Here is a 13057-nt window from a genome sequence, read left to right on the forward strand (position 1 = left end):
CGGGCGGCGGGCCGCTGCCGGCGGGGCGCCGGCCGCGTGGCTACGTGCCCCGGCCGTCCCGCTCGTCGACACCGGTGAGTTCCGTGAGTTCGGTGAGTTCCCTGAGATCGGCGAGCATCGCATCGGCCAGATCCCGTTCCGCGGCGTAGTACCGCTGCGACCACTTCGCGACGAGCGAGGGCGGGACCCCGGCCTCCCCGGCGCGGGCGTCCGCCCCGTCCGTCTCGGCACGCTGCCGCATGGACTCCGCGTACTCCCGGTGCCGCCCCAGCACTTCCCGCATCCGGTCGGCCTCCAGCAGATGGCCCAGCCACAGCCGCAGCATCACCCCGTGCTTGAGGACGGGGGGGTCCACGGGCGCCTCGCGCGCCCAGTGGCGGACCGCCGCCATCCCCTCGTCGGTGATCACATAGACCCGCTTGTCGCGGTGGCCGGTCCCCTGGGCGACGCTCCGCGCGCTGACGTAGCCGGCCTTCTCCAGCCGCTTCAGCTCGCCGTAGATCTGGCTGAAGGAGGGGCTCCAGTAGAAGAAGCGCAGCGAGCGGTCCGACCATTTCTTGAGGTCGTAGCCGGACAGTTCGTCGCCGAAGGAGAGCAGTCCCAGCACCGCCCAGCCGGTCGCCGGCAGTGCCGGTTGCTCCGCCTCGCCGGTCTTCTGCGCATCCGCCCGCTTCTGCGTCACGGTCGGCAGTGTACGGTCCCGGCCCGTCCGGCACCGGAGCGGACTGCGCCAACTCCCCTGCGGCGGCGTGCGGCTGAGGGATCCCTGGCCCGTGACCGGGTCCGCGTCGCCCGGGGCGGCCCGCCGGACGGCTCCGCGCGGGTGACGCCACGCTTTCGCGCACGCGCCGCGGGCCGGACGCCCGGCGCCCCGCCCCGGCACCGCACCGTGCCGGGCCCCGGCCCGCCCCCGGTCCGGCCGCCCGCACGGTGCAGAGCCGGACCCGCTGGCCAATAGTGGAGAGGTGAACCCGCAGCAGGGAAGCTCCCCGCCGTCCGGCCCGCGGCGCCCGGCCGGCGGACCCGTCCGGGCGCCGCTCGGCGGACTGCGCCACCTGCGCGAGCGCGGCGCGCACGCCCTGCGCGCGCACCGCTCGGTGGTCGGCAACGCCGTCCGGGTGACGACGGCCTCCTGCCTCGCCTTCTACCTCTGCCGCTACGCGTTCGACCTGACCCCGATGTCCGTCTACGCCACCTTCACCGTGGTGTCGCTGGGCGCGCTGGCCCGGATCCCGGGGTCGGGGCCGCAGCGCGCCGCGACCACCCTCATGGCGATCCCCGCCGGGCTCGCGCTCATCACGCTGGGCACCCTGCTCGCCGTGCAGACCTGGTCGGCCGTCCTCGGCATGCTCGTGATCGGCTTCATGGTGGCGTACGCGGGGACCACCGGGCCGCGGATCGCCGGGGCGGCCCCGGGCATGCAGCTGCTCTACATCCTGCCGTGCTTCCCGCCGTACGCCCCGCAGGACCTGATCCAGCGGCTGTCCGGCTTCCTGCTGGGCGCGGTGCTGCTCGCGCTGGCGCAGCGGTTCCTGATGCCCGAGCCCCGGACCCCGCCGTTCCGCCGGCTGCTGGCCGACGCGGCCGACGCCGCCGCGGCCCTGGCCGAGCACCACGGCGGGCCCCTTCCCGGGGACACGCTGGCCCGGGCGCACCGGACCGGAGAGGCGCTCCGGCCGTCGTGCGTGCCGCCCGCCGACATGCCCGCCTCCCCCACCCTCGCCCACAAGGCCATGGCGCACGCCGCCGAGGCCGTCCGCACGCTGCTGGCCCGGCTGGAGACCCTGCACACGGTGGCCGGGCCGCACCGCGCGTACCACCCGGAGACGGTCACGCTGTTGTCGCGCATCGCCGCCGCCGCGCGCGAGACGGCGGAGGCCCTGCGGCGGGGCACCCGGCTGCGGCCCGGTGAGGGGCCCTCGGCCGCGGCCCTTCAGGAGGAGCTGACCCCCGTCCGCGCCCACCGGGCGGTGGCGACCCTGGACCGGCTGGGCGCCGACGACCGGCTGCTCTATCTGCGCCGCCGGTCGCAGGTGGTGCAGGCCGCCGACTGCGCCGTGGTCCTCGTGCTGGCCACCCGGCTGCTGCTCGGCGACCGGACCGTCGACCGCAGTCCGGCCGGGCACAGCTTCAGCTACGCGCGGGTGCACGTCACCCGGCTCTGGTGGCAGCGCCTCACCATCCACCTCACGCCCCGCTCGGTGATCTTCCAGAACGCCTGCCGGTTCGCGCTGGGCCTGGCCGCGGCGCGGGCCATCGCCGGCATCCTGGACCTGCAGCACGGCTTCTGGGTGCTGCTCGCGACGCTCACCCTCACCCGCACCACCACGCTGGAGACCTGGTCGGCGGTGCGGCAGGCGCTGCTGGGCACCCTGGTCGGCGCGGTGCTGGCCGCCGGGCTGCTGGTGGCCGTCCACGACCGGAACACGGTGTACGCGGTGCTCTTGCCGGTGGTCATGCTGCTGGCGTTCACCGCGGGGCCGCTGCGCGGGCTGGCCTGGGCGCAGGGCGGGTTCACGCTGGTGGTGGCCACGCTGTTCGCGCAGGTCACCCCGTCCACCTGGCAGCTGGCGCCGGTGCGGCTGGTGGATGTGCTGGTCGGCAGCGTCATCGGGCTGGCCTGCGGTCTGGTGGCCTGGCCGCGGGGCGCGGGCCGTGAGGTGCGCAGGAGCATGGCGGCCCTGTGCTCGGCCATCGCCGATGCCATCGGCCAGACCACCACGGAGGTCGTCGAACGGGTCGGCAGCACCGACATCTTCGCCGTGAACCGGGCGCTGACCCTCGCCCGGGAGAGCCTGGCCCAGTACCAGTGCGAGCCGCGGGAGGACCCCGCCGGGCAGCCGGACTGGCCCGCGGTGCTGATCGCCGGGGCGGACGCGCGGCGCGGCGGACGGGTGCTGCCCGGCCGGCCCGGCCGGATCGTGCCGCACGAGGTCGGCGCCTGGCTCCACCACGCGGCCGACCACACGGCGGCCGACTACCGCGCCCTGGCCGCCCGGCTCCGCGCCGACCACGACGCGCCGCACGACGGGCCCCGGCCCCTGGACATCCGCGGCCTGTTGGCCCTCGCCCCGCCCGTGCCGCACCACGGTCCCGAGCGCGAGCGCCGCGCGGTCTCCGCCGCCCTGCTCCTCGACTCGGTGATCTGGCTGGACGCGCTCGGCGCCGACCTGAGCCACATCCACCGGGAGATGTGAGGGCGGCTTCCGTGCGCCGCGGGCCGGGTGGCGTTCCCGGCTCCGGCCCGGCCCGGGTGCGGACGGGGGTCCTGCCCCTGATCCTGAAGCAGTGGAGCCGTGTGTCGGCTGTGGCGTCGCATCTCCCCCAGCGACCGCCGGGGCACGCGCCACCCGCACGGGAACCCGGCAAGGCAGCAGGCCGCGGGAGCGCCGCGGGCAGCGGAACGGACGCACATGAGCAATGGATTCATGGGTCCGGAGGGTTACGGCCCGGACTCTTTCGGTGACTTCCTCGCGCGCTTCTTCGGCGCCGGGCCGTCCACGAACGGCGAGGGGGGCAAACCCGCGCCACCGCAGGCCGACATCGCGCGCATGATGAGCGGGCCCGCCCGGGACCTGGTGACCTCCGCGGCCGCCTACGCCGCCGAGCACGGCAGCCCGGAACTCGGCACCGAGCACCTGCTGCGGGCCGCCCTCGGCGCCGAACCGACACGCAGCATGCTCAAGCAGTCGGGGGCCGACCCCGACGCGCTGGCCGCCGAGATCGACCGCAGCGCGAGCAAGGGGCCCAAGCAGCGCAGCGTGGCGGTCACCCCCGCGGTCAAGCGGGCGCTGTTGGGCGCGCACGAGCTGGCGCGGGACAACGGGGCCTCGTACATCGGTCCGGAGCACGTGCTGGACGCCCTCGCGGCGAACCTCGACTCGGCCGCGGGACGCATCTTGAACCTCGCCCACTTCGATCCACAGGCCACCCCGCAGGGGAGCCACGGGCCGCAGCACTCCGGTGCCGAACACGGCGCCGCCCCGAAGCACGACACCCCCACCCTCGACAAGTTCAGCCGCGATCTGACCGACCTGGCCCGGGCGGGCCGGATCGACCCGGTCATCGGCCGCGGGGAGCAGATCGAGCAGACCGTCGAGGTGCTCTCCCGGCGGGGCAAGAACAACCCGGTGCTGGTCGGTGACGCGGGCGTCGGCAAGACGGCGATCGTCGAGGGACTGGCCCAGCGCCTCGCCGACGGGGACGTGCCCGAGACCCTGGCCGGCCGGCGCATCGTCGCGCTGGATCTGACGGCCGTCGTCGCCGGGACCCGCTACCGCGGGGACTTCGAGGAGCGGATGAACGCCATCATCGAGGAGGTGCGGGCACACCCCGGCTCGCTGATCGTCTTCATCGACGAGCTGCACACGGTCGTCGGCGCCGGCGGGGGCGGCGGGGACGGCGGTTCGCTGGAGGCGAGCAACATGCTCAAGCCCGCCCTGGCCCGCGGGGAGATGCACGTCATCGGGGCCACCACGCTGGAGGAGTACCGGCGGCACATCGAGAAGGACGCCGCGCTCGCCCGCCGCTTCCAGCCCATCCTGGTGCCGGAGCCGAGCGTCTCGGACACGGTGCAGATCCTGCGCGGCCTCCAGGACCGCTACGAGGCACACCACCAGGTCCGTTACACCAACGAGGCGCTGCTCGCCGCGGTCGAGCTGGCCGACCGCTACATCGCCCACCGCTTCCTCCCCGACAAGGCGATCGACCTGATCGACCAGGCGGGCGCCCGGGTGCGGCTGCGGTCGGGCGCCGCGGCCACCGACGTGCGCGAGCTGGAGCGCGAGGTGGAGCAGCTGACCCGGGACAAGGACCAGGCGGTGGCCGCGGAGCAGTACGAGCGGGCCACCGAGCTGCGCGACCGGATCGCCGAACTCACCACCCGGATCGGGGCCGAGCGGGGGGAGCCGCCGAGCGACTACCGGATCGTCCGGGTCGACGCCGAGGACATCGCCGAGATCGTGTCACGGCAGACCGGGGTGCCGGTGAGCAGCCTGACCCAGGAGGAGAAGGAGCTGCTGCTGGGCCTGGAGGGCCGGCTGCACACCCGGGTGATCGGGCAGGACGACGCCGTCACGGCGGTCTCCGAGGCGATCCTGCGCTCGCGGGCCGGTCTGGCCGACCCGGACCGTCCGATCGGCAGCTTCCTCTTCCTCGGCCCGACCGGCGTGGGCAAGACCGAGCTGGCCCGGGCGCTCGCGGAGTCGCTGTTCGGCAGCGAGGAGCGCATGGTGCGGCTCGACATGAGCGAGTATCAGGAGCGGCACACCGTCAGCCGGCTGGTCGGTGCGCCCCCGGGGTACGTCGGCCACGAGGACGCGGGCCAGCTGACCGAGGCGGTGCGCCACCACCCCTATTCGCTGCTGCTGCTCGACGAGGTGGAAAAGGCCCACCCCGATGTCTTCAACATGCTGCTGCAGGTCCTCGACGACGGGCACCTGACCGACTCGCAGGGCCGCACGGTCGACTTCAAGAACACCGTCATCGTGATGACCAGCAACCTCGGCTCCGACGCGCTCAGCGGCAGCCGCGGTGTGCTCGGCTTCGGCCCGGACGTCTCCGGGGCGGAGGCCGGCGACGGGGCGCGGGAACGGGCGCTGGGCTCGCTGCGCGAGCACTTCCGCCCGGAGTTCCTCAACCGCCTCGACGAGATCATCGTCTTCCGCCGGCTCACCGACGACCAGCTGCGCCAGATCACCGGTCTGCTGCTCGACGGGACCAGCCGCAGACTGCACGCCCAGGACATCTCCATCGAGTTCACCCCCGGTGCCGTGGACTGGCTCACCCACCGTGGTCACCAGCCCGAGTACGGTGCCCGGCCGCTGCGCCGCACCATCCAGCGGGAGGTCGACAACGCGCTCTCCCGGCTGCTGGTCGACGGTGCGCTGTCGGCCGGGGACGAGGTGCGCGTCGAGGTCAAGGACAACGAGCTGGCGTTCCGTACCGGAGTGAAGAAGTAGGCGCGCGGTGGGAGCGCTGGGGCCGCGGGAGACCTCGCCCGGCCGCAACGAGACGCCGGAGGAGCGATCGGACCGGCGGTGGACCGAGCTGCTCCAGGAGGTGCGGGTCATCCAGACCGGTGTGCAGATCCTCTTCGGCTTCCTGCTGACCGTCGTCTTCACCCCGCGCTTCGCCACGCTCGAACCGACCGACAAGGCCATCTACGTGACGACGGTGCTGCTCGGCGCGGCCACCACCGGCGCGCTGGTCGGCACGGTGACCTTCCACCGGCTGGTGGCCGGACACCGGCTCAAGTCCGAGACGGTGCTGTGGGCCTCCCGGCTGGCCCTGGTCGGGGTCGTCCTCCTCCTGGCCACGGTCACCTCCGCGCTGCTGCTGATCCTGCGCATCGCGATGCACAGCTCCGCCGTCCCCTGGATCGTCGCGGGGCTGGTCGGCTGGTTCATGATCTGCTGGTTCGCGCTGCCGGCCTGGATCCTGCACCGGTACTCGTCCAGGGAGTGAGCGGGCGCCGGGGACGGTGCCGCGTCAGGCGCGGCCACGGGCGCGGGCCGGGACCCCGGTGAGGGTCCCGGCCCGCGCCCGGTGTCGGCCGTGCGGCCGTGGGCACTCACGCACCCGCGGTGGCCTGGCCGACGCGGCGCGGCCGGCTGAGCAGCGCGGCGCCCGCGAGGCCGGCGGTGACGATCGCCAGTGCCACGGCGAGCATCTCGGGCCACATGCCGGTGTCGCCCAGGCCGCTGCCCAGCGGGGCGAAGACGCCGGCCCGGGACAGCGCGTGCAGGGCGATGATGATCATTGCCCCCGCGGCACAGGCCGTCCAGACCAGGGCGGTGTCCCGCATCAGCAGCAGCCCGGCCAGCATCAGATAGATGACGGCGATGGCCATCGAGAGCCCGGCGACCGCCGGCGCGCCCTGCAGATGCGAGGCGTTCACCGGCAGATGGCCCAGCCCGCACAGCGCCAGGGCCGCGGCCGCGGGCCAGCGCAGCACGGACCGCAGCACGCCGGGGACCGCGTAGCCCGGCTGGCGGGGTGCCTCGGCCGGGGTGGACCACGGACCGCCCTGCGGCATGCCGGCCGTGCGCTGGGCCCACGGCGGGCGGTTCGGCTGCGGCGGGGTGAGCGGGTTCTCGCGCTGCCCGGGGGCCATCGGCTGGCCGTCGCGGCCCAGGGGACGGACGTCGGGGTCGAGCAGGTGCATGGACGCGGTGGGCTCCGGTTCCCCGTACCCGCCGGGGCCGACGGGACCGTCAGGGCCGCCGGGGGCGGGCGGGAAGTGGTCGGCCATGGGGTAGCCGTCGCCGCCGGCCTTCGTGCGGTCGAACAGCTCGATCAGCTGGGCGACCTCCTCGACGGATCTGTCGGTGGCCACCGCGCGCAGGGCGTCATTGCTCGATTCCGCGGTGTGCGGAGTGGCGCGGAGCATGTCGAAGAGCGCGGCGACCTCGCTCACGGGACGGGAAATGACCGCCATGCGCAGCGCTTCATCGCCGGGGTTGGGAACGTCGCCACTGCGCTTGAGCAGTTCCACGAGGGCGGCGACTTCCTCCAGCGGTCGATGGGTGACCGCCTCCCACAAAAGGGTGCGGGCGGAGTTTTTCTCAGGGGTCATGGGCGGAAAGTGCTCGCCGGTTCCTGTCGAGGACAGTTCGGCGTCGCCCCCACAAAGAGCTGGTTCGGATGACATGGAGGGACTCCACTGAACGAGGGGGAGCGTCAAACACCAGAAGCGCTGACACTCGGCGGACTGTGCGCGTGCTGTGATTCAGCCAACGTCCCTGCGGACCGTTCCCGCCATTCAGGAAGGCCATCCGGTGGAGACACGCCGTGACGCCCGGGCGTGCCGCGGTCCCCGGACGCGGAACGGCCGGTCCGGCCGGGGCCGCGGCGCCCGCCAGGACCGGCCCGGCGGCACTCCGGCGTCCGCCGCTCCCCCGGTACGCCCGACGGCGGTATCCCGTACCTCACGGAGGGTGACTCGCCGGGGTTGCTGCGGGCTGCCGGGCCTGATGTGCTGGTAATGCGGCTTTCGCACCCCGTCCAAGGAGAGATCATGAGCCCCAGCGGAGAATCTCGCGGACGAATTCAGCAGATGCGCGACAAGGCCCAGGAATTGCAGGCAGCAGCGGAACGCGCCGGCGATCCCGAGGAGCGCAAGCGGCTCCAGGAGAAGGCACGCAGGCTGACGTCCCAGAGCGAGCAGGAAAGCGGAATGGCCAGCGGAGACATCTACCCCGCCGAGTGAGGCCGGGACCTCACCGGAAAACGGACCGGAATCGGACCGGAATCGGACCGAATGCAGCGGACGGGACACGGCGTGGATGCCGTGTCCCGTCCGCTGCATTCCACCGTGTTCCGCTCTCCTGTCGACCCGTGCGGTCCGTCGGAGCGGCTCCGGTCGGTCAGCCCTGCTTCGTGACGAATTCGGTGGTGTAGGTCTTCTTCAGGTCCACGGTGGCGTTCTTGAGGTTGGGGTTGAAGGCCTTCAGCACCCGCTCCACGGTCGCCGGGCCGTCGGCGGGCATCACCCCGTCCTTGGTGAACATCGGCAGCGTGTCCTTGATCGCCTGGGCGTACAGTTTCTCGCCGCCCTGCGCGTAGTCGGCCGGCATCTTGGCGGCGATCTGCTCGGCGGTGTGGGTGGACATCCACCGGAGGGTCTTGACGAAGGCGTGGGCCAGCTTGCGCACGGTCTCCTTGTGACTGTTCGCCCAGTCGGTGTTCATGTACAGGCTGGAGGAGGGGTAGGGCCCGCCGAGCGCCTTGCGGGAGCCCTCCGGGGTGCGCATGTCGAGCAGGACCTTGCCGAGGTTCTTGTCCACGAGCTGTGCGACCGTCGGATCCGTCGTCATCCCGCCCTGGATGGAACCCTGCTGGAGGGCGGAGAGGAAGGTCTGTCCGGCGCCGACCGCCACCGGGGTGAACTCGTTCGTCCGCACCCCGTTCTTCACCGCGAGGTACTTGGTCAGGAAGTCGGTGGAGGAGCCGAGTCCGGTGACGCCGAGCTTCTTGCCCTTGAAGTCCTTGGGCGAGGTGAGGTCACCGGCCGCCTTGTTGGACACCACCTCGACCTCGCCGGGGGCGTGCGCGAGCTGCACCACCGACTCCACCTGCTTGCCCTTCACCTGGAGATCGAGGGTGTGGTCGTAGAAGCCGACGACGCCCTGGACGTCACCGGAGACGAGCGAGGTGGTGGCCTGCACACCGGCCGGTTCGGTGAGCAGGGTGACGTGCAGGCCCTCATCCTCGAAGTAGCCGAGCTGCTGGGTGAGTCTGGCCGGCAGGTAGATGACCTTGTCGAGGCCGCCCACCATGATCTTGATCTTGCCGTTGCCGTCGTCGGAGCCGGCGGACGACGAGCCGCCGCACGCGGTGAGCGTGGTGAGGGCGAGGGTGGCGGCGGCCGCCGCGGCCGAGAGCTTCAGTGCGGTGCGCATGGTCACGTCCTTGTGAGGTGCGGGCAGGAAGGAGCGGGTGGGCGGGTCAGCGGCCGTCGCCGGCGTCGGCCGGCTTCCAGCGGAAGAGCCGCCGTTCGAGGAAGGCGAGCAGCCCCTCGGCCAGCAGGGCGACCACGGCGAGGATCAGCATCGCGGCGTACACCCCGGACGCGTTGAAGGTGCCCTGGGAGGCCGCGACCAGCAGGCCCAGGCCCTTGGTGGCGCCGATGTACTCGCCGACGATCGCGCCGATGAGTGCGAAGCCGAAGCTGACGTGCAGGCTGGTGAAGATCCATGAGGTGGCGGAGGGGATCACCACCTGGAGGGTGACCTGGCGGTTGCCGGCGCCCAGGATCCGGGAGTTGGCGACGAGGTTGCGGTCGACCTCGCGTGCGCCCTGGAAGGCGTTGAAGAAGACCGGGAAGAAGACCAGGACGACGGCCGAGGCGACCTTGGAGGCGGGTCCCAGGCCGAACCAGATGAGGAAGATGGGGGCCAGCACGATCCGCGGGAGGGCGTTGAGCACCTTGATGTACGGGCCGAGCACATCGGCGAGGAAGCGGATCCGGCCCAGGGTGATGCCCAGCACCACCCCGCCCAGGACGCCGATGACCCAGCCGAGGAGCGCCTCGTAGAGCGTGTACCAGACCTGCTCCCACAGCGAGCCCTGCGGAGTGCCGTGCAGCGCCCACTGGAGGGTCTGGTCCCAGATCTTCGAGGGCATCGAGAAGTTGAAGGGGTCGATGACGGCGGCGCGGGCCAGCCCCTCCCACAGCCCGAGCAGGCCGACCAGCAGCAGCACCCGGGTGCCGTACACCAGGTACGTGCGGTGGCGGGCGGCGCGCGCCCTGGCCGGCGAACGGTCGCCGCGGCCCGGCGCGATGCCGGACGCGGCCGGGGTGACGGTCTCAGGCGACATGTGCGGCACCCCTCTCACGGGTGATCCGGACCTCTTCGCCGAGCGAGGACCAGATCTCCCGGTAGATCTCCAGGAAGCGCGGCTCCAGCCGGATCGACTCGACCTTGCGGGGGCGCGGCAGGTCGATGGCGAAGACCTCCTTGACGGTCGCCGGGCCGGCGGTCATGACCACGACCTTGTCGGCGAGGGCGATGGACTCCTCCAGGTCGTGGGTGACGAAGACGACGGAGGCGCCGGTCCCCGACCACAGCTCCAGCAGTTCGTCCGACATCAGCGCCCGGGTCTGGACGTCGAGCGCGGAGAACGGCTCGTCCATGAGGAGGATTTCGGGGTCGTTGACGAAGGTCGCGGCGAGGGCGACGCGCTTGCGCTGCCCGCCGGAGAGCTGATGCGGATAGCGGTCCTCGAAGGACGCCAGTCCGACCCGGGCGAGCCAGTCCCGTGCCCGCTGCCTGGCCTCGGGTTTGGGGACGCCGCGGAAGCGCGGGCCGGCCATCACGTTCGACAGCACCGTGCGCCAGGGGAAGACCGCGTCCTGCTGGAAGACGAACCCGATCTTGTCGCCGATGCCCCGGACCGGCTCACCGGCGACCAGCACCTCGCCCTCGGTCGGCTCCTCCAGCCCGCTGACCAGGGTCAGCGTGGTGGACTTCCCACAGCCGGTGGGGCCGACGACCGCGACGAACTCACCGCGCCCGACGACCAGGTCCAGATCCCGTACGGCGGTGTGCGGCGCCCCCGAGGGTGTCCGGAACGTCTTGCTCGTACCCCGCAGCTCGATGGCGGGGCTCGTGTGCCTGTTCATGAGCCGGGAGGCTAGGAGTGACCGGGGCCACAGCGGCAGCCTTGTGGGCGCAAGCCGCCTTTCTGCGCGCAGACCCTGTTGTGCTCATTTTGCGCACGCTAGAACAGCTACGTCCTCATCAAGGGGTGCGCACACGCGCGGGCACGGCTTACCGTGCGGGCACCGCGATAAACGGGAAGTTTCGGTTCCGCGAGCCGGCGGAGGGCCGGAGACGAGGAGGCCCCATGCGCATCCGCCGGCCGCGCCGTGTCTTCGCGCAGGTGCTCACCGCGCAAGTCGCCCTCACCACCGGGGTCATGGTCCTCGCGACCGGCCTGTTCCTCGCCCCGCTCAGCGCCCAGCTGGACGACCAGGCGATGCGCCGCGCACTGTCCATCGCCCAGACCACCGCCGCCGATCCGGACCTCGCCCGCGAGCTGGCCACCACCACGCCGGACGCCCACGGGCCGGTGCAGGCCGACGCCGAGCGGATCCGCCGGGCGACCGGGGCGCTGTACGTCGTGGTGCTGGACACCCACGGCGTGCGCTGGTCGCACACCCACACCGCCGAGATCGGCCGGCACGTCTCCACCGACCCCAGCCGCACCCTGGCGGGCCGGCAGGTACGGCAGATCGACACCGGGACGCTGGGGCGGTCGGCCCGCGCCAAGGTGCCGCTGCGCGACGGCGGCGGCCGGATCGTCGGCGCGGTGTCGGTCGGGATCGCCTACGACAGCGTGCACAGCCGGCTGCTGGGCACCCTGCCCGCGGTGCTGCGGTACGCGGGCGCGGCCCTGGCCGTGGGGGTACTGGCCGCGCTGGTGCTCGCCCGTGGGCTGCGGCGCCGTACGCACGGGGTGGCGTTCGCCGACATCTCCGCGCTGCTCGACGAGCGGGAGGCGATGCTGCACGGCATCCGTGAGGGGGTGGTCGCCTTCGACCGGCACGGCCGGATCCGGCTGGTCAACGACGAGGCCGGGCGGCTGCTGGGCCTGGACGGGCGGGCGGCGGGGCGGCCGCTGGACGAGGTGCTGGCGCCGGGCCGGACGACGGATGTGCTGACCGGGCGGGTGGCCGGCGCGGATCTGCTGGCCGTGTGCGGCGGGCGGGTGCTGGTCGCCAACCGGATGCCGACGCCGGACGGCGGGGCGGTGGTGACCCTGCGCGACCGCACCGAGCTGGAGCTGCTCGGCCGCGAACTGGACGGCACCCAGGGGCTGTTGGATGCGCTGCGGGCGCAGGACCACGAGCACGCCAATCAGCTGCACACGCTGCGCGGGCTGCTGGAACTGGGCCGGCACGACACGGCGGTGGACTTCGTCACCGAGGTCACCAGCGCCCACCGGGCGTCCGCGGAGGAGATCGCGGAGCGGGTGCACGACCCGCTGCTCTCCGCGCTGCTCGTCGGCAAGGCGGCGGTCGCGGCTGAACGCGGCGTGCCGCTGCGGGTGTCGCCCGCGACGCTGCTGCCCGATGCCGTGGTCGACCCGCGCGATCTGGTGACCGTGCTGGGCAACCTCCTCGACAACGCGCTGGACGCCGCCGCCGGACACCGCCGTGCCGACCCGTTCGTCGAGGTGGAGCTGCGGGCCGAGGGCGGCACGGCGGTGCTGCGGGTCTCGGACACCGGAGCGGGGGTGCCGCCCGGGCTGCGGGAGCGGATCTTCGCCGAGGGCTGGTCCACCAAGGACGCCCCGCCGGCCCCCGGGGACGATCCGCCCGGGCGCCCGGCCTTTCACCGCGGCCGGGGCATCGGCCTGGCGCTGGTGCGCCGGCTGGCCGAGCGCTACGGCGGGATGGCCCGGGTGAGCGCGCGGGCGGGCGGCGGCGCGGTCTTCACCGTCGTCCTGCCCGAGGCCCTCACCCCGCCGCCCGGCGCCCCGGACCGTCCGCTCACGGCCGCGGGAGAGTCCAGGTGAGCGGCGTGCGGGGTGCGGGCGGTGGCGGCCGCGC

General features: G+C 73.2%; 10 protein-coding genes. 5 read left to right on the plus strand and 5 right to left on the minus strand.

Translation table 11 applies throughout. The annotated features are described in order from the left end of the window. Positions 1 to 40: 40 nt before the first annotated feature. On the minus strand, positions 41 to 682 hold the full coding sequence (locus ACQP17_RS02480) for a PadR family transcriptional regulator (RefSeq protein ID WP_433854721.1): 642 nt from the start codon (positions 680 to 682) through the stop codon (positions 41 to 43). Between the two features lie 283 nt (positions 683 to 965). Here ACQP17_RS02480 and ACQP17_RS02485 point away from each other — a divergent pair, with 283 nt between their 5' ends. From ACQP17_RS02485 to ACQP17_RS02495, 3 genes are all read left to right on the plus strand, one after another. Next, entirely contained in the window at positions 966 to 3197 is a 2232-nt protein-coding gene (locus ACQP17_RS02485; protein ID WP_433854722.1) for an FUSC family protein, read from the plus strand. A gap of 216 nt (positions 3198 to 3413) precedes the next feature. Next, a complete protein-coding gene (locus ACQP17_RS02490) occupies positions 3414 to 5960 on the plus strand; it encodes an ATP-dependent Clp protease ATP-binding subunit (protein WP_433854723.1) in 2547 nt (848 codons plus the stop codon). Positions 5961 to 5967: 7 nt separating this feature from the next. Further along, entirely contained in the window at positions 5968 to 6465 is a 498-nt protein-coding gene (locus ACQP17_RS02495; RefSeq protein ID WP_364881269.1) for a DUF6328 family protein, read from the plus strand. Between the two features lie 106 nt (positions 6466 to 6571). Here ACQP17_RS02495 and ACQP17_RS02500 read toward each other — a convergent pair whose 3' ends face one another. Next, the gene (locus ACQP17_RS02500; RefSeq protein WP_433854724.1) at positions 6572 to 7576 is read right to left on the minus strand and encodes a hypothetical protein; all 1005 of its coding nucleotides are present in this window, start codon (positions 7574 to 7576) and stop codon (positions 6572 to 6574) included. Positions 7577 to 8017: 441 nt separating this feature from the next. Between ACQP17_RS02500 and ACQP17_RS02505 the strand changes: the two genes are divergently transcribed. Then, entirely contained in the window at positions 8018 to 8209 is a 192-nt protein-coding gene (locus tag ACQP17_RS02505) for a DUF6381 family protein (protein ID WP_364881275.1), read from the plus strand. Between the two features lie 157 nt (positions 8210 to 8366). Here ACQP17_RS02505 and ACQP17_RS02510 read toward each other — a convergent pair whose 3' ends face one another. The 3 genes from ACQP17_RS02510 to ACQP17_RS02520 are packed head-to-tail and all read right to left on the minus strand — an operon-like array spanning position 8367 to position 11125. Beyond that, positions 8367 to 9401 (minus strand): ABC transporter substrate-binding protein, encoded by a 1035-nt coding sequence (locus ACQP17_RS02510; protein WP_433854725.1) that lies wholly within the window; start codon positions 9399 to 9401, stop codon positions 8367 to 8369. A gap of 46 nt (positions 9402 to 9447) precedes the next feature. Continuing rightward, positions 9448 to 10320 carry an ABC transporter permease gene (locus ACQP17_RS02515; protein ID WP_364881281.1) on the minus strand — a complete coding sequence of 291 codons (873 nt, stop codon included), beginning with the start codon at positions 10318 to 10320 and terminating at the stop codon, positions 9448 to 9450. After that, a complete protein-coding gene (locus tag ACQP17_RS02520) occupies positions 10310 to 11125 on the minus strand; it encodes an ABC transporter ATP-binding protein (protein WP_433854726.1) in 816 nt (271 codons plus the stop codon). Before ACQP17_RS02520 ends, ACQP17_RS02515 begins: the two co-directional genes overlap by 11 nt. Positions 11126 to 11349: 224 nt before the next feature. Between ACQP17_RS02520 and ACQP17_RS02525 the strand changes: the two genes are divergently transcribed. Continuing rightward, on the plus strand, positions 11350 to 13023 hold the full coding sequence (locus ACQP17_RS02525) for a sensor histidine kinase (protein ID WP_433854727.1): 1674 nt from the start codon (positions 11350 to 11352) through the stop codon (positions 13021 to 13023). Positions 13024 to 13057: the final 34 nt, after the last annotated feature.

Origin of the sequence: Streptomyces kronopolitis (assembly GCF_050953795.1) — a bacterium.
GTDB classification, from domain to species: domain Bacteria; phylum Actinomycetota; class Actinomycetes; order Streptomycetales; family Streptomycetaceae; genus Streptomyces; species Streptomyces kronopolitis_A.

Excerpts from the sequence above, each read along its gene's own strand:
- ACQP17_RS02490 (WP_433854723.1), top strand. The coding sequence starts at position 3,414 with ATGAGCAATGGATTCATGGGTCCGGAGGGTTACGGCCCGGACTCTTTC.
- ACQP17_RS02500 (WP_433854724.1), bottom strand. The coding sequence starts at position 7,576 with ATGACCCCTGAGAAAAACTCCGCCCGCACCCTTTTGTGGGAGGCGGTC.
- ACQP17_RS02505 (WP_364881275.1), top strand. The coding sequence starts at position 8,018 with ATGAGCCCCAGCGGAGAATCTCGCGGACGAATTCAGCAGATGCGCGAC.
- ACQP17_RS02510 (WP_433854725.1), bottom strand. The coding sequence starts at position 9,401 with ATGCGCACCGCACTGAAGCTCTCGGCCGCGGCGGCCGCCGCCACCCTC.
- ACQP17_RS02515 (WP_364881281.1), bottom strand. The coding sequence starts at position 10,320 with ATGTCGCCTGAGACCGTCACCCCGGCCGCGTCCGGCATCGCGCCGGGC.
- ACQP17_RS02520 (WP_433854726.1), bottom strand. The coding sequence starts at position 11,125 with ATGAACAGGCACACGAGCCCCGCCATCGAGCTGCGGGGTACGAGCAAG.
- ACQP17_RS02525 (WP_433854727.1), top strand. The coding sequence starts at position 11,350 with ATGCGCATCCGCCGGCCGCGCCGTGTCTTCGCGCAGGTGCTCACCGCG.